This is a genomic window from Agathobacter ruminis (assembly GCF_002735305.1).
Lineage (GTDB): Bacteria > Bacillota > Clostridia > Lachnospirales > Lachnospiraceae > Roseburia > Roseburia ruminis.
On sequence record NZ_PDYG01000134.1, the window covers coordinates 13,300 to 28,422 of the forward strand.

The 15,123-nt window shown below is 46.2% G+C and carries 16 protein-coding genes; 15 read left to right on the forward strand and 1 reads right to left on the reverse strand.

What is annotated here, in order from left to right; all coding sequences use genetic code 11:
• Positions 1–9 precede the first annotated feature (9 nt).
• From CSX02_RS12180 to CSX02_RS12190, 3 genes are read left to right on the forward strand one after another with little or no spacing between them, the layout of a single operon-like run.
• Entirely contained in the window at positions 10–1,635 is a 1,626-nt protein-coding gene (locus tag CSX02_RS12180; RefSeq protein ID WP_099386874.1) for a hypothetical protein, read from the forward strand.
• Positions 1,622–2,431 (forward strand): TPM domain-containing protein, encoded by an 810-nt coding sequence (locus CSX02_RS12185; protein ID WP_099386875.1) that lies wholly within the window; start codon positions 1,622–1,624, stop codon positions 2,429–2,431. The genes CSX02_RS12180 and CSX02_RS12185 overlap by 14 nt, the downstream gene beginning before the upstream one ends.
• Before the next feature lie 15 nt (positions 2,432–2,446).
• Positions 2,447–3,163 carry a 3'-5' exonuclease gene (locus tag CSX02_RS12190; protein ID WP_099386876.1) on the forward strand — a complete coding sequence of 239 codons (717 nt, stop codon included), beginning with the start codon at positions 2,447–2,449 and terminating at the stop codon, positions 3,161–3,163.
• Here CSX02_RS12190 and CSX02_RS12195 read toward each other — a convergent pair.
• Entirely contained in the window at positions 3,160–3,765 is a 606-nt protein-coding gene (locus tag CSX02_RS12195; protein ID WP_099386877.1) for a tetratricopeptide repeat protein, read from the reverse strand. The genes CSX02_RS12190 and CSX02_RS12195 overlap by 4 nt on opposite strands.
• A 301-nt stretch (positions 3,766–4,066) precedes the next feature.
• On the opposite strand from CSX02_RS12195, the gene CSX02_RS12200 reads away from it, so the two are divergent.
• The 12 genes from CSX02_RS12200 to CSX02_RS12255 all read left to right on the forward strand — a co-directional run bounded on the left by CSX02_RS12200 (position 4,067) and on the right by CSX02_RS12255 (position 14,628).
• Positions 4,067–5,698 (forward strand): VanW family protein, encoded by a 1,632-nt coding sequence (locus tag CSX02_RS12200; protein WP_099386878.1) that lies wholly within the window; start codon positions 4,067–4,069, stop codon positions 5,696–5,698.
• A gap of 77 nt (positions 5,699–5,775) precedes the next feature.
• Positions 5,776–6,756 carry an AIR synthase-related protein gene (locus CSX02_RS12205; RefSeq protein WP_099386879.1) on the forward strand — a complete coding sequence of 327 codons (981 nt, stop codon included), beginning with the start codon at positions 5,776–5,778 and terminating at the stop codon, positions 6,754–6,756.
• A gap of 25 nt (positions 6,757–6,781) precedes the next feature.
• Positions 6,782–7,261 carry an Lrp/AsnC family transcriptional regulator gene (locus tag CSX02_RS12210; RefSeq protein WP_031543567.1) on the forward strand — a complete coding sequence of 160 codons (480 nt, stop codon included), beginning with the start codon at positions 6,782–6,784 and terminating at the stop codon, positions 7,259–7,261.
• A complete protein-coding gene (locus CSX02_RS12215; protein WP_099386880.1) occupies positions 7,261–8,430 on the forward strand; it encodes a pyridoxal phosphate-dependent aminotransferase in 1,170 nt (389 codons plus the stop codon). Before CSX02_RS12210 ends, CSX02_RS12215 begins: the two co-directional genes overlap by 1 nt.
• Positions 8,430–8,936: a tRNA (cytidine(34)-2'-O)-methyltransferase gene (locus CSX02_RS12220; RefSeq protein ID WP_031543569.1), complete on the forward strand. Its 507-nt coding sequence runs from the start codon at positions 8,430–8,432 to the stop codon at positions 8,934–8,936. The genes CSX02_RS12215 and CSX02_RS12220 overlap by 1 nt, the downstream gene beginning before the upstream one ends.
• Positions 8,933–10,729, forward strand: coding sequence for an energy-coupling factor transporter ATPase (locus CSX02_RS12225; RefSeq protein WP_099386881.1), 1,797 nt, complete (start codon positions 8,933–8,935; stop codon positions 10,727–10,729). Before CSX02_RS12220 ends, CSX02_RS12225 begins: the two co-directional genes overlap by 4 nt.
• 18 nt (positions 10,730–10,747) lie before the next feature.
• Positions 10,748–11,563 (forward strand): energy-coupling factor transporter transmembrane component T family protein, encoded by an 816-nt coding sequence (locus tag CSX02_RS12230; protein WP_031543571.1) that lies wholly within the window; start codon positions 10,748–10,750, stop codon positions 11,561–11,563.
• A gap of 9 nt (positions 11,564–11,572) precedes the next feature.
• A complete protein-coding gene (gene truA / locus CSX02_RS12235) occupies positions 11,573–12,310 on the forward strand; it encodes a tRNA pseudouridine(38-40) synthase TruA (protein WP_099386882.1) in 738 nt (245 codons plus the stop codon).
• A 231-nt stretch (positions 12,311–12,541) separates the two neighbouring features.
• The gene (rplM, locus tag CSX02_RS12240) at positions 12,542–12,970 is read left to right on the forward strand and encodes a 50S ribosomal protein L13 (RefSeq protein WP_031543573.1); all 429 of its coding nucleotides are present in this window, start codon (positions 12,542–12,544) and stop codon (positions 12,968–12,970) included.
• Positions 12,971–12,986: 16 nt separating this feature from the next.
• Positions 12,987–13,382 carry a 30S ribosomal protein S9 gene (gene rpsI / locus CSX02_RS12245; RefSeq protein WP_099386883.1) on the forward strand — a complete coding sequence of 132 codons (396 nt, stop codon included), beginning with the start codon at positions 12,987–12,989 and terminating at the stop codon, positions 13,380–13,382.
• A gap of 406 nt (positions 13,383–13,788) precedes the next feature.
• Positions 13,789–14,331: a type IV toxin-antitoxin system AbiEi family antitoxin domain-containing protein gene (locus CSX02_RS12250; protein WP_099386884.1), complete on the forward strand. Its 543-nt coding sequence runs from the start codon at positions 13,789–13,791 to the stop codon at positions 14,329–14,331.
• On the forward strand, positions 14,332–14,628 hold the full coding sequence (locus tag CSX02_RS12255) for a nucleotidyl transferase AbiEii/AbiGii toxin family protein (RefSeq protein WP_099386885.1): 297 nt from the start codon (positions 14,332–14,334) through the stop codon (positions 14,626–14,628).
• Positions 14,629–15,123 lie beyond the last annotated feature (495 nt).

Here is a 15,123-nt window from a genome sequence, read left to right on the forward strand (position 1 = left end):
GGGCATATTATGATAGAATGTCCGAATTGCGGTAGCGGACTTCGGTTTGATATTTCATCTCAACAGAATATCTGTGATTCCTGTGGCAGTCATTTTGAACCGTTTTCATTTGATCCTGATTTTCGGGATGCAACCGAAAGCGATTCTTTTTCTTCCACGGTTTTTATGTGTCCGCAATGCGGCGGTGAAATCTATTCGACGGATGACACGATTGCAGGATTTTGCAGTTTCTGTGGTGCGTCTACCATTTTGACCGGGCGCATGGAACAGACAAGGCGACCGGATTATCTGATTCCGTTTCAGATTACCAAAGAGGCGTGCAAAGAGTCTTATGCACAGATGATGCGCCGTGCGATTTTTGCACCGAAAGAACTGCGCGACCGCAAATACATTGATGGCTTTCGCGGAATCTATATGCCATACTGGTCCTATGATGTAACGCAAAAAGGCAAGATTGAAGTGCCGGGACGCAAAGAATATACGTCCCACGGATATGATTATACGGAATATTACCGTCTGACGGGAAATATCGATGCCGGCTATGAAGGGCTGTCCTATGATGCATCCTCTTCGTTTGATGACAATTTCAGCGAAGCGCTTGCCCCGTATGACATGACGCAGAAAAAGGATTTCACGCCGGCCTATTTGTGCGGTTTTTATGCGGATACTGCGGATGTGGATGAGAGTGCATACGAGGATCATGCAAAATGGTTTGCACTTGAATCGAGCGTACGCGAACTCAGAGACACGGGAATCTTTCACCGGGAAAATGTAGAGGCAGACGAGGAAAAAATCAATCCAAATACTTTGAATACCGAAATCGAGCAGGTGCATTATTCGCTGATTCCGGTCTGGTTTTTGTCCTATCGCAAAAAAGACCGTGTAGCCTATGCAACGGTGAACGGGCAGACCGGAAGAGCGGTCAGTGATTTGCCGATTTCGCCGGTTCGATTCCTGATCGGTTCGCTGATTCTGGCAGTTCCGATTTTTTTGCTCCTGAATCTGATTGCGACCACCGTTCCGTCTCGCGCAATGATGTATACGGGACTCTTTTCGCTTTTGACCCTCATGGTATACTGGGGGGAATTAAAGGCAATCGAGCGGCGTAACCTGCATGCGGATGATTACGGATATCTCTTTTTGCATAGCAAAAAAGACGCTAAGAAACTGTTTGATAAACGCGATTACCGGATTCGCATCAACAAAAGATTCAGCTTCTCCGATTCCCTCGAATGGGGCATGCTGTTGCTGTACGGTCTGTTTATGCTGGCCGGAGTTTATTTTGTGGTGGAGGAATGGATCGGCAACATGAATGGTCGGATTGTGCCGACAATCGGATGGGCCGTTATGCTGATTGCGGCAATTGTGACCGGCAGTCTTTGCAAGGATGAATTCGATCACATTGCGGGAAAGAAGCGCAAACTGGGTATTTCAATTACCTATTTTGCCATATTGATCGGTGCAGGAATCCGCTTCGCAAAGCCGGTTTATGATATTTATTATTATCTGGGATCACTTCTGCTTTTGGTTGGCATTTTCGTGACAATCGCGGACATTATACTGGTTTATAATGTTCTCGTGACACGTCCGCTGCCACAGTTTGAACACAAGGGAGGTGACGATGATGCGGATTAAGAGGCAACTTCTTCCTGTGATTGCAGCAGTATATGTGGCTGTGGTTGTGAAGACTCCGGTTGTGGCAGCGGAAGCTGCGGATTACAGCAATGTGAATGCACAGACCGGATATGCATGTGTGCTAGAAGACTGTGCACAATTTTTGACAACCGGTACGGCTGAGGAATATGATACCCTGATTCAATGGATGGATGACATTACCCGGTATTGCAACATCATGGTTGCAACCACGACGGATCACGATTATTATTCGACCCGCGCATATGCAGAGGCAACCTATGAGGCATATTTCGGGCATGGCAGCAATGGTGCAATTTTTGTCATCGACAGAGACCAGAATGAAATTTACATCGTCAGCGAAGGCAATGTGCAATCCCTCCTCAGCGACAGCAGGTGTGAGGTAATCACAGACAATACATATATCTATGCGACGGAGTCACATGATTATGATTATATGACCTGTACGCAGAAGTCATTGGAACAAATCTATGCCAGTTTAAATGGACAACATATTGCATCTCCGATGAAAATGATTTGCAATATACTGCTTGCACTGGGCATGGCAATGATTTTGAATTATTTTTTGGCGCGCGTACTTTCGCGCCCGCATATGCCAAACCATAAGAAGGTATTAAACGGGCTGCAACACCGGTTTGTACTGGAACACCCGAAAATGGTGATGAAAGGAAAAACCAAGAGACGCAGCAGCAGCGGCAGCAGTAGCAGTGGCGGCGGCGGTGGCTCCTTCGGAGGAGGCGGTGGTGGCGGCTCATCGGGAGGCGGCCATTCGATTTAACAGTGGAGGCAGACAATGGACAACGGACAAATCGATTCCTATACGGTGATTGATCTTGAAATGACAGGATTACAGGTCAAAAAAGACAAAATAATCGAAATCGGGGCTGTGCGCGTGCGCGGCGGCAAAGTTTCGGATTCCTATGCGACACTTTTGCAGTGCGATTTGCCGTTGTCCGAAACCATTACGGAACTGACCGGTATTACGCAGGAGATGCTTGCCGATGGCATGCCGGAGGATGAAGGCATGCAGGGGCTGCTGGAGTTCATGCAGGATGATATCCTCGTGGGACAGAATTTTTCCTTTGATTATGGGTTTATCCGGCAGTGGGCCGTCAATCATAAGAAAAACGTAAACAATCCGTTTCTGGATACATTGAAGCTGGCGCGGGCTTTGCTCCCGCCGGGCGAAAAGAAAAATCTTGAATCGCTGTGCAGATATTTTCAGATTGAGCGTGAGCAGGCACACCGTGCGCTTGCGGATGCGCTGGAGACGCAGCGGGTTTTTGAAGCACTTTGCAGACTCGGCGCAGACAGACCGGAGCTGTTTGTGCCAAAACCAATGAATCTGAAAGTAAAAAAGATATCTCCGATTACAAAATCGCAGATTGAACAAATAAAAAAATACCGCGCACTTCATCAGGTAACGGAACCCATTTGCTGGGAAGCGTTAAATCGGGGAGAAGCGACGCGGTTGATGGAACATTATTATAAAACATATGGAAGACCTTAGGCGTTCAGGCTCTTAAGATCTGCAACAATTCCGTCTTTGGAGAGCGAATTCAATTCATTGGCGGATGCAATCAGGCTGTCAATTGCGGATGGATTGCCTTCTTCCAGATACAGTTTGGCCAATCGCAGATAGAGTGGTTTGGCATCGGCCTGAATGGAGACTGCGTATTCGAGCAGTTGTTTGGCTTCGTTGGAACGATTTGCATCCAGCAGGTCTTTGGAACAATCCAGCAGGGCATTGACCAAATCGATGAAGCGCTCATCGCATGCACTCAGGAATTCGAGATTGGCGACACCGTATTCGAGTTTCAAGTCGGTATTGGTCTTTCCTGTCAGGTTGAGAATCTGTTGCTGTGACAGGCTTTCCAGGGTCTTTACCGAATCTGTTGGAAGATTCGATGGAATTATCTCTTTGGGTATGGTAATATATGGGAGGTTTGAAATGTCTTGCTTACGCGTGGCATTGGCAAGTCGTTCACGCTCCCAGAACGCATCTTCCGTTTCCTGCTGCTGTCTGTTGGTTTTGCGATAACGCATATTTAATACGAATAAAAAGAGCATGAATGCGACAAATATAAACGGGATGTTCTTTAAAAATTCCATAAGGACTCCTAACTTTACTTTGCAGGATAGCCGTTTCGGCTTCAAAAATATTATATACGATTTTAGGAAAAGAGGACAATAGAAATGTGGAATATGTCTAGAAGAAAGAAACGCATCATTTCCATGGTTGGACTGGTACTGGTATTGACCCTTGTGGTGACTTCCATTGTGTCGGCCTTTTTGGTGTAATAGAGCAATTTGATTGGGATTTGCCCGCTTCTTTTGTGGATTTTCGGCATTGAAAATGGAGCAGATTCTGCTAAAATAAACATAAAATTGGATAAGATTAGAGGTTAAATAAATGAAGAAGAAATTATTCGGACTGCTTGCCACGGCGGTAGCAGCCATGACTCTTCTTGTGAATCCGAGCCTGACAAGGGCCGAGACTGCAGAGGAGGAAACCAGGATTGTAGACGGGATCTACATTGGCACCGTTTATGTAGGCGGAATGACAAAAGATGAAGCAAACAATGCGATTTCAGATTATGTACAGAATCTGATGTCGACGACATTTACCTTGAAAGGTGTAGATGATTCTTCCGTGGAAGCGACTGCAGAACAGATGGGCATTCGCGCAGATGCGGGAGATTCCGTGGATGCAGCTTTGGCTGTCACACACAGCGGCAATCTGATTACACGTTATAAAGATTCCGTAGATTTAAAAACCGAGCAGCGCGTGCTTCCGCTTTCTCTTGAAGTGGATAAGCAGGAGACTGCACGATTCATTTACAAGGCACATGACAAATTAAGCAAAGCGGCAGTCGATGCAAGTTTAAAGAAAAAGGGTGATACCTTTGAATATATTCCGGGAACCGACGGCGAAGAAGTGGTCGAAGTGGATTCCGTATATGCGATCAACGAATTCCTGGCAAAAGAATTCGACGGAAAAAAGACCGAAATCAATCTGGTGACACAGACGGTTGCATCGCGCGGAACACGCGAAGAACTTGCAGTGGTCAAGGATCGCCTCGGAAGCTTTACCACCGTATACGGCAATAATTCCGGATCATCCCGCGAACAGAATGTGGAAAATGCATGTGATTTCGTCAATGGAACCATCGTTTATCCGGGCGAGGAATATCGCACACATGAAAATCTCGAGCCAATCACCGAAGAGAATGGTTATGCAATGGGCGGCACCTATTTGAACGGTGCAATTGTCGATTCGGTCGGAGGCGGAATCTGCCAGGTTTCAACCACGCTTTACAATGCATTGATTCGTGCAGAGATTGAGATTACACAGCGCTTTAATCATTCCATGACCGTTACCTATGTCGATCCGGCAGCGGATGCGGCAATGGCAGGAGATTATAAAGACCTGCGTTTTAAAAATGATACGGGATATCCGATTTATATCGAAGGATATTATGACGGAACCAATATCACCTTTAATATTTATGGTGTGGAAACCCGTGCGGCAGATCGTGAGGTCAGCTTCGAGAGTGTTATCACCAAGCAGGATGATCCTTCCTTCCAGGCAAAGGCAGATGCGTCGCAGGAATTTGGATATTACAACATCGATCAGTATGCACATATCGGCATGACAGCACAGCTCTGGAAAGTGGTCAAAGAGGGTGGCAAGGAAGTCAGCCGTGAAATATTCAATACCAGTACCTATCGTTCTTCTCCAAAGATTGTAACCATCGGAACCGGTGGAGCAACTCCGGAGCAGCTGGCGCTGATCAATGCGGCCATTGCAACCAATGATGAAGAGCAGGTGCTTGCAGCTTATCAAAAGGCTGTCGATCTTGGAAAGAAAGCAGAAGAGCCGGCAGACGACAAGAAGCAGGACAAGAAAAAACCTGACAATAAGAAACCAGAGAATAAGAAACCGGATCAAAAGAAACCGGACAATACTACGCCGGAAAATCAGAATTCAAATACCGAATCAAATCAGACTACGAATGATACTACAAATCCGACAAATCAGTAGACAATCAAAAAAATGAAAGTGCAAATGAGGCTGCTCCGAAAGGGGCAGCCTATAAGCCTATATATGGGGAGTTGCGAATGAAGGCAGGGAAGCCATCGGAAGCGGTTTTGTCCCGCTCAGTTTTGAAACAATTAAAAAAAGACCCAAATGCACCCGTTTCACGGATGAAACAATTGGATTATGGCAGTTTTACAATCAATGATACGCAGGTGCTGATGTCCAGCCAGGCAGTTGGCTACCCGGCAATCACGCCGGGACGGTTTGCTGTATATTCCGCATTAAATAATATTGTCTGCGGCGGCGCAGTTCCGTCTGCAGTCAGTTTGACCATTCTCTTCCCGACCGAGGCGCCGGAACAGGAATTGCGCGCACTGATCAAGGAAGCGGATGAGGCGTGTCATGAGAACGGCATTGCAATCGTCGGTGGACATACCGAGATTGTTTCCGGCATCAGGGAACCGATGATTGTCGCCTGCGCGGCCGGTACGGTTGAGCGCGCTGCAATGGTTGTTTCGTCTGCCGTGCAACCGGGCATGGATCTGGTAGTCAGCAAACATATCGGACTGGGCGGCACCGCGATTCTGGCGCATCTGCAGGAAGCGCGACTGCTCGAGCGCTATTCGGCTCCGTTTTTGGACAGGGCGAAAGCCTTCGAACAGGAAATTTCAATCCGGCGGGAAGCGCAGATTGCCGCAACCTGTCATGTCGCCGCGATGCATGATGTCTCGCTTGGCGGAATCTATGGCGCATTATGGGAACTGGCGGACCGCAACCATGTTGGTCTGACCATTGATTTGAAAGCGATTCCGATTCGCCAGGAGACGGTGGAAATCAGTGAATATCTGAACGTCAATCCATACAAACTATTTGGTGCGGGCAGCCTGCTGATGGCGACTGAATCCGCAGAGCCCTTGATGGATGCACTTGCGGCCGCCGGAATTGAGGCGACGGTAATCGGTCATACGACAGACAGTAATGATCGCATTCTTGTGACAGGAGAGGAGCAGCGTTTCCTCGAAATGACACAGAGCGATGAATTATATAAATTCCGCAGATAACAGCACACGAAAGGAACCAGAGTTTATGAGAGAAAAAATTTTAACCTTTATCGAGAAAAACAGCAGAGTGGATTTGAACGAGCTCGCCGTGATGCTAGGCGTGGACGAAGCCGCGGTTATCAATGAACTGGCCGCGATGGAGAAGGAACGCATCATCTGTGGATATCATACCCTGATTGACTGGGACAAAGCAGGTGTGGAGAAAGTGACTGCCATGATTGAAGTCAGTGTGACTCCGCAGAAAGGCATGGGATTTGACAAGATTGCATCCGGCATTTACAAATATCCGGAAGTAAATTCTGTCTATTTGATTTCCGGTGGATTTGATTTGATGGTCATCATCGAAGGCAAGACCCTTCGTGAAGTATCCCAGTTTGTATCTGAGAAACTTGCACCGCATGATCAGGTGCTTTCCACCAAGACCAATTTTATTTTGAAGAAGTATAAAGACCATGGAACTGTAATGGCAGAACCGAGCAAAGATGAAAGGATTATGATGGCATAATGAGAGATCCGTTATCAAAAACAATTACCACCATTAAGCCGTCCGGAATCCGCAAATTCTTTGATATTGTCAGCGAGATGAAGGACGCAATCTCGTTGGGTGTTGGCGAGCCTGATTTTGATACACCGTGGCATATCCGTGAGGAAGGAATCAAATCCCTTGAAAAGGGCAAGACCTTCTACACTTCCAACGCAGGTTTAAAAGAACTGAAAGTAGAACTGGCGCAGTACCTGAAGCGCCGCTTTGACTTGACATATGACCCTTCCAAGGAGATGTTTATCACAGTCGGAGGCAGCGAGGCAATCGATGCAGCTATGCGTGCCATGCTCGACCCGGGCGATGAAGTATTGATCCCGCAGCCGAGCTATGTATCTTATGTGCCATGCGCAGTGCTTGCACATGCCGTTCCGGTTACCATCGAATTAAAGGCAGAAGACGAATTCCGCCTGACGGCAGAAGCGCTTGAAGCTGCAATCACGGACAAGACCAAATTGCTTGTGATGCCGTTCCCGAATAATCCGACCGGTGCAATTATGGAGCAAAAAGATCTCGAGGCAATTGCGGAAGTGGTTCAGAAACATGATATTTTTGTACTCTCGGATGAGATTTATTCCGAGCTGACCTATACGGAAAACCATGTGTCCATCGCATCGCTGCCGGGCATGTGGGAGCGCACCATTGTCATCAACGGATTTTCGAAGTCGTATGCAATGACGGGATGGCGTCTCGGATATGCCTGCGGACCGGAGGCCATTATCACACAGATGCTGAAGATTCATCAGTTTTGCATTATGTGTGCGCCGACGACCAGCCAGTATGCGGCAGTGGAAGCAGTCAAAAACGGAGATGCTGATGTGGTAGCCATGCGTGAGGAATACAACCAGCGCAGACGCTATCTGATGCACCGGTTCCGCCAGATGGGACTGGAATGCTTCGAGCCGTTTGGCGCATTTTATATGTTCCCTTGTATCAAGGAATTCGGAATGACTTCCGATGAATTTGCGACCGATTTGCTAAACAGAAAAAAGGTTGCGGTGGTGCCGGGAACCGCATTCGGAGATTGCGGAGAAGGATTTATCCGTATTTCCTATGCATATTCGATGGAGGCCTTAAAAGAAGCACTTGGCCGAATCGAAGAATATATTACAGAATTGCGAGCAAATAAATAATGGCAAAGTTAAATATTGTATTGTATGAGCCGGAAATTCCGGCAAATACCGGAAATATCGGCCGTACCTGCTATGCGACGGGCACGAGCCTGCATTTGATAGAGCCGCTTGGCTTTTCAATTTCGGATAAAGCCTTAAAGCGTGCGGGCATGGATTACTGGAAAGATCTCGATGTACATACCTATGTGAACTGGGAGGATTTCTGCGCAAAGAATCCGGATGCCAAAATCTATTATGCAACGACAAAAGGACGCCATGTCTATTCGGATGCCAATTATGAGTCGGACTGCTTTATTATGTTCGGCAAAGAGAGCGCCGGAATTCCGGAAGAAATTTTAAAAGCCAATCCGGACCGCTGCGTGAGAATTCCGATGATTGGAGAGACGCGTTCACTGAACTTGTCAAATTCGGTTGCAATCGTACTCTATGAGGCATTGCGACAGAATGGATTTGATCATATGAAACTGGAGGGACAGCTCCATCGACTGAGCTGGGATGATGAATGAATATAATCACGGCAAAACAATTGGTGCATGAATTTATCCGGCGCGATGAGGAAGGCAATGTCGATTCCATCACGACGGCGCTCGACCATGTCGATCTGGATGTGAAGCCGGGCGAATTCATTGCAATTTTGGGACATAACGGTTCCGGAAAATCAACCCTTGCAAAGCATATCAACACCTTGCTTGCCCCGGATGAGGGAACTCTTTGGGTGGATGAAATGGATGCCACCCTGCCGGAAAATGCGATTCCGATTCGAAGAAGCGCCGGTATGGTTTTCCAAAATCCGGACAATCAGATCATCGCTTCGGTAGTAGAGGAGGATGTGGCATTCGGTCCGGAAAACCTGGGCGTTGCCTCTGCTGATATCAGGGAGCGTGTACGCACATCACTGAAATCGGTTGGCATGAGTAAATACCGGAATCACTCGCCGAATAAGCTGTCAGGCGGACAAAAACAGCGCGTGGCGATTGCCGGTGTTGTAGCGATGGAACCGAAGTGTATTGTCTTTGACGAACCGACGGCAATGCTCGATCCAAACGGCCGTCGCGAGGTCATTGCAACGGCACACAAACTGAATCAGAAAAAGGGTGTCACCATCATTCTGATCACACATTATATGGAAGAAGTGGTCGGTGCAGACCATGTCTATGTGATGGACCATGGCAAGATTGTGATGGACGGAACACCGCGGGAGATTTTTTCGGATATCGAAACCTGCAAGCATTATCGCCTGGATGTACCGCAATCCACTTTGCTGGCAGACGAACTGCGCAATGCAGGGTTGCCGCTCCCAAAGGGCGTGCTGACAAGAGAAGAATTGCGAGACCGCTTACTGGATCTTTTTGTCGACCCGGTTCGTAGAGGTCAGTACTATCAGCAGTTGAATCCTGTCTCATTTGCGGATCGCATTCCAAAGCATCGCGAATATGTGACGGACAAGACAAAAGATATCATTGTTGATCATGTCAGCTACGAATACAGCAGCGGGACGGCATATCGCGTGAAAGCGCTCGATGATGTGAGTCTTGAAATTCCGCGCGGACAATTTGTCGGCATCATCGGTCACACCGGTTCCGGCAAGTCCACTTTGATTTCTCATCTGAACGGATTGCTCAAGGCAACTTCCGGACACATTTATGTGAACGGGGAAGACATCTATGATGAAGATTACAAAATCAAGGATTTGCGCAGCAAAGTCGGACTGGTATTTCAGTATCCGGAACATCAGCTGTTTGAGACAACCAATTTCAAGGATGTATGTTTCGGCCCGCGCAATCAGGGACTGGATGAGAAAACAGTAGAATTACGCGCATTTGAGGCATTGGAACAGGTCGGATTTCCACAGGAATTGTTTGATGCCTCTCCATTTGATCTGTCCGGCGGACAAAAACGCCGCGTGGCAATCGCCGGCGTGCTGGCAATGCATCCGGAAGTGCTGATTCTGGATGAGCCAACGGCGGGACTGGATCCTGCAGGACGCGATGAGATTTTGAATCTGCTTGCGCGCATGCATGAGGAGATGAAGATTACGATTATTCTGGTGTCACACAGCATGGAAGATGTGGCGGAATATGTGGATCGTATCATCGTTATGAATCAGGGCAAAGCAGTATATGACGGAGAACCGCGCGAAGTTTTTAAGCGCTATCTTGAACTGGAGCAGATTTCACTTGCAGCTCCGCAGGTGACTTATCTGATGCATGAATTACAGGATTCCGGCATGCCGGTGAATCCAACCGCAACCACGGTTGCAGAAGCGGCTGAGACCATCATCGCCGCATTTGGAGCATAAAAATTTGAGGAAACAAATATGTTACGAGATATTACAATCGGCCAGTATTATCCGGCAGAATCGCCAATTCATAAACTGGACCCACGAGTAAAATTATTTGCGACACTGATTTATATCATTGCCTTGTTTGTTTTTAAAGGGGCATTGGGCTTTGGAATCATCACGGTCGGTCTGGTTGCGATGATTGCCGTGTCATCTGTGCCGCTTTCCTATATTTTAAAAGGGTTGAAAAGCATTGTGGTGATTTTGATCATCACAAGCTTGTTTAATGTTGTCTTTACAACAGGAGACATTATATTCGTGAAATACGGACCGTTTGTGATTTCCGATGCGGGAATTCGAAACGGAATCGTAATTATCTTCCGCCTGATTTACCTGATTATGGGTACTTCACTGATGACTTTGACCACCACGCCAAACCAGCTGACCGACGGACTTGAACGTTCCATGCGTCATCTGGCAAAAATAAAATTCCCGGTGCATGCAATTGCGATGATGATGTCGATTGCACTTCGTTTTATTCCGATTCTGATTGATGAGACGGACAAGATTATGAAAGCGCAGATGGCCCGAGGTGCTGATTTTGAAACCGGTGGTCTGATTAAGCGTGCCAAGGCAATGGTGCCACTTTTGGTGCCGTTGTTTGTCTCTGCATTTCGCCGCGCGGACGATTTGGCGATGGCAATGGAAGCGCGGTGCTATAACGGAGGTGTCGGTCGCACCAAGATGAATCCACTTCGTTACGGGAAAAAAGATGCGATTGCCTATATGATCATCTTTGCTTTTCTTGCAGCAGTGATTGTAGCGCGTATTCTTTTGCCGTGGCCAATGTAAGAGGTGCCTATGCGAGTAAAATTAGTGGTAGCATATGACGGAACAAATTATTGCGGATGGCAGATTCAGCCAAATGGCATCACCATACAGGAAGTGCTCAACAAGACACTGTCCGAATTGTTTCGGACACCAATTACCACCATCGGTGCAAGCCGCACGGATTCCGGGGTTCATTCACTGGGGAATGTCTGTGTCTTTGATGTGAATACGCGCATGCCGGCTGAGAAAATCAGCTATGCATTAAACCAGCGACTGCCGGAGGATATTGTGGTTTTGGATAGCACAGAGGTGCCGGATGATTTTCATCCGCGCTTTTCGAAGAGCCGCAAGACATACGAATATAGGATTTTAAATCGTACATTCCGGGATCCGACGCGCAGGCTGGATACGCATTTCTTTCATTATCCGCTTGATGTGGCAAAAATGAATGAAGCGGCAAAGTTTCTAATCGGAGAACATGATTTCGCAAGCTTTTGCGCAGCAAATGCACAGTCGGAGACAACAATCCGTACCATCTATGATGCGTCTGTGGTGCGTGATGGTGATATCATCCGGATTCGTGTCACCGGGAATGGATTTTTATATAATATGGTTCGCATCATAGCAGGAACGCTGATTAAAATCGGCGACGGAGATATGCCTGCCGCTGCCATGAAACAAATCATAGAAGCTGCCAATCGAAGCGCAGCCGGTCCGACGGCACCGGCCAACGGTCTGACGATGATTGGGCTGGAATATGAAACATAGTGAGTTGTTTGCGAAAAACCTTGACAGGAGTCAAGGAAAAGATTATAATACATAAGTCTGCGAGCGTATAGAAATGTGAGTCAAAAGCCCCGACGAGCATTTTTGCGATAGATTAAGATAGCGGATTCGGAAGAAAACGATGAAGTGAATGCATTGGCAGGATCAGCGTCCGGACATACGAGGATACCTGAAATGCGACTTAGGACGAAGTTTATTTAAGGAGGAAATCCCATGAAGACATTTATGGCAAGTCCTGCAACCATCGACAGAAAGTGGTTTGTAGTTGACGCTGAAGGCAAGACATTAGGACGCTTAGCATCAGAAGTTGCAAGCGTATTAAGAGGAAAGAAGAAAGCAATCTTCACCCCTCACATCGACTGCGGTGATTATGTAATCGTTGTAAACGCAGAGAAGATTAAAGTAAGCGGTAAGAAGCTTGATCAGAAGATTTACTATCATCACTCTGATTATGTAGGTGGTATGAAAGAGACCACTTTACGCGAAATGTTAGCAACACATCCTGAGCGCGTAGTTGAGTATGCTGTTAAGGGCATGCTTCCAAAGGGACCTTTAGGACGCGAGATGTACACAAAATTATTTGTATACGCTGGACCGGATCACAAGCATGCAGCTCAGAAGCCGGAAGAGTTAACATTTTAGTAGGAGGTAAGATACCATGGCAAACAATGCAAAGTATTATGGAACCGGAAGAAGAAAATCTTCCGTTGCTAGAGTATATTTAGTACCGGGAACCGGTAAGGTTACTGTAAACAAGAGAGACATCGATGAATATTTCGGATATGAGACATTAAAGGTTATCGCTCGTCAGCCATTAGTTGCTACAGAGAACGCTGATAAGTTTGATGTAATCGTAACCGTACGCGGTGGCGGATATTCAGGACAGGCTGGTGCTGTTCGTCACGGAATCGCTCGTGCACTTCTTCAGGTAGATGAAGAGTACAGACCGGTTCTCAAGAAGGCTGGATTCCTTACACGTGATCCACGTATGAAGGAAAGAAAGAAGTACGGCTTAAAGGCAGCGAGAAGAGCGCCTCAGTTCAGCAAGAGATAATCATTGCTTACAAACCCCGAAAACTCACGGTTTCCGGGGTTTTTCTTTTTGAAAAAATCTGTTTGGTTTTGACTCGTTTTGTCTCAGTTTATAGGGGTTAAATCGGGGTTAAAACCCATCTTATCTACCGTCTGAATGAATCCGAATGCAAATCATGCAAAGGAGGATTCAGATGTCTAAAAAATCAGAAACGATCACATTAATTCCAATCGAAAAGCTTATTCTGTTCAGAGATCATCCGTTTCAGGCGAAGGATGATATGATTCTGAAGATCATGATGGAACAAAAGTAAATCTCGGTAAAAAAATAAAAAATACCGATAAATACCTTGACTATAATACGAAATAAGGATAAGATGTTTAAGCAAATATAGGTCAAAACTCAAAAATTACCGAGGTTTACAAAGATGATCTTATCATACAAGGAAGCAGCGCAGAAATGTGGGAACGATTATAACTTGATAAAAGCTGTGTCTGATGGATGCCTCTTCAAGCAAGAAGAAGGCGTTTATTCAACGGAGCGATTTGTGCCAGAAATCGGGATTGTTACGAAGAAATATCCCAAGGCTGTGATTACCGGAGAATACGCTTTTTATGTCCATGGCCTGACTAATGTTATACCTGAAAAATATGATCTTGCCACACCGTCCAAGGCAGCGCCCATGACGGATCCGCGTGTCAGACAGAGCTACGTAAATGACAAAGTTTTTTCATTAGGCATAATTGAAAAAGAGGTGGACGGGGTAAAGGTCAGAATATATGATAAAGAGCGTATGCTCATAGAATTATTACGAAAAAAGAATTCCATGCCATATGATCTTTACAAAGAAATAATCATGAATTACAGAGAGATAATAAGCAGTCTTGAGATTTGGAGGATCCAGGAATATGCCGCAATCTTTCCGAAGAGCAAGATGATAGCCAAAGCACTTGATGAGGAGGTTATGTAATTGAATTTACGTGAAATGATGGACGAATATGCGGAGGAGGGGCTTACTAGAGCACTCGCAGCATCTCGCGTTTGCCAGGATATAGTGCTGAAGGCGCTGGCAGAGGGACCGTTAAGTCGCAGCGTTACCATAAAAGGCGGAGTCGTTATGAGAAGCCTGACAAAGAATAACAGAAGAGCGACCAGTGATATTGACCTGGACTTCATTCATTATTCTCTGGATGATGTGGCAATACAAGAGTTTGTTAAAAAACTGAATTGTATAGACGGCGTCCGGATATGTTTGAAAACTCTGTAGACGATATTGTTAGACGCTTGAAAGGGACATTTAAGGATGAACAGTATCTGAAGAGGGTATCTGAGTCACGTCAAAGATGGATGGATAACGAAATACATGAGATTTCAAACGGGATAGTGGAATATATACTGAAATTAGGTTAATGAGAATAGATATCTATGTGCAGAGTGCAGATGTTTGGGAGCAGATATTCCGTCTTATGAACTGATAGGAACAACGCTGCGGATTCGTTTCCGTGCTTTGGAACTTTGGCACTTAAGATAATTGAAATAGTATGCGTAGATATGTTTATAGTCGACGAAAAAAGATATTGACAGTGCATATCATGACGAGTATATTAGTCTCTAATAACTCGAAAGGATAATCTGTGACATGAAGAATTATTTCCTTGTCTCCAATACAGTCACTACCCAGCCCACTAAAGAAGCCAGCGGGTTTATTTCTGTATGCAAGATAAGGTCGAGTTATAAGATGAAATCTAAGTGATCGAAGATT

Excerpts from the sequence above, each read along its gene's own strand:
- CSX02_RS12225 (WP_099386881.1), top strand. The coding sequence starts at position 8,933 with ATGAATATAATCACGGCAAAACAATTGGTGCATGAATTTATCCGGCGC.
- CSX02_RS12250 (WP_099386884.1), top strand. The coding sequence starts at position 13,789 with ATGATCTTATCATACAAGGAAGCAGCGCAGAAATGTGGGAACGATTAT.
- CSX02_RS12215 (WP_099386880.1), top strand. The coding sequence starts at position 7,261 with ATGAGAGATCCGTTATCAAAAACAATTACCACCATTAAGCCGTCCGGA.
- CSX02_RS12180 (WP_099386874.1), top strand. The coding sequence starts at position 10 with ATGATAGAATGTCCGAATTGCGGTAGCGGACTTCGGTTTGATATTTCA.
- CSX02_RS12200 (WP_099386878.1), top strand. The coding sequence starts at position 4,067 with ATGAAGAAGAAATTATTCGGACTGCTTGCCACGGCGGTAGCAGCCATG.
- CSX02_RS12210 (WP_031543567.1), top strand. The coding sequence starts at position 6,782 with ATGAGAGAAAAAATTTTAACCTTTATCGAGAAAAACAGCAGAGTGGAT.
- CSX02_RS12205 (WP_099386879.1), top strand. The coding sequence starts at position 5,776 with ATGAAGGCAGGGAAGCCATCGGAAGCGGTTTTGTCCCGCTCAGTTTTG.
- CSX02_RS12195 (WP_099386877.1), bottom strand. The coding sequence starts at position 3,765 with ATGGAATTTTTAAAGAACATCCCGTTTATATTTGTCGCATTCATGCTC.
- CSX02_RS12185 (WP_099386875.1), top strand. The coding sequence starts at position 1,622 with ATGATGCGGATTAAGAGGCAACTTCTTCCTGTGATTGCAGCAGTATAT.
- CSX02_RS12220 (WP_031543569.1), top strand. The coding sequence starts at position 8,430 with ATGGCAAAGTTAAATATTGTATTGTATGAGCCGGAAATTCCGGCAAAT.
- truA (WP_099386882.1), top strand. The coding sequence starts at position 11,573 with ATGCGAGTAAAATTAGTGGTAGCATATGACGGAACAAATTATTGCGGA.
- rpsI (WP_099386883.1), top strand. The coding sequence starts at position 12,987 with ATGGCAAACAATGCAAAGTATTATGGAACCGGAAGAAGAAAATCTTCC.
- CSX02_RS12230 (WP_031543571.1), top strand. The coding sequence starts at position 10,748 with ATGTTACGAGATATTACAATCGGCCAGTATTATCCGGCAGAATCGCCA.
- rplM (WP_031543573.1), top strand. The coding sequence starts at position 12,542 with ATGAAGACATTTATGGCAAGTCCTGCAACCATCGACAGAAAGTGGTTT.
- CSX02_RS12190 (WP_099386876.1), top strand. The coding sequence starts at position 2,447 with ATGGACAACGGACAAATCGATTCCTATACGGTGATTGATCTTGAAATG.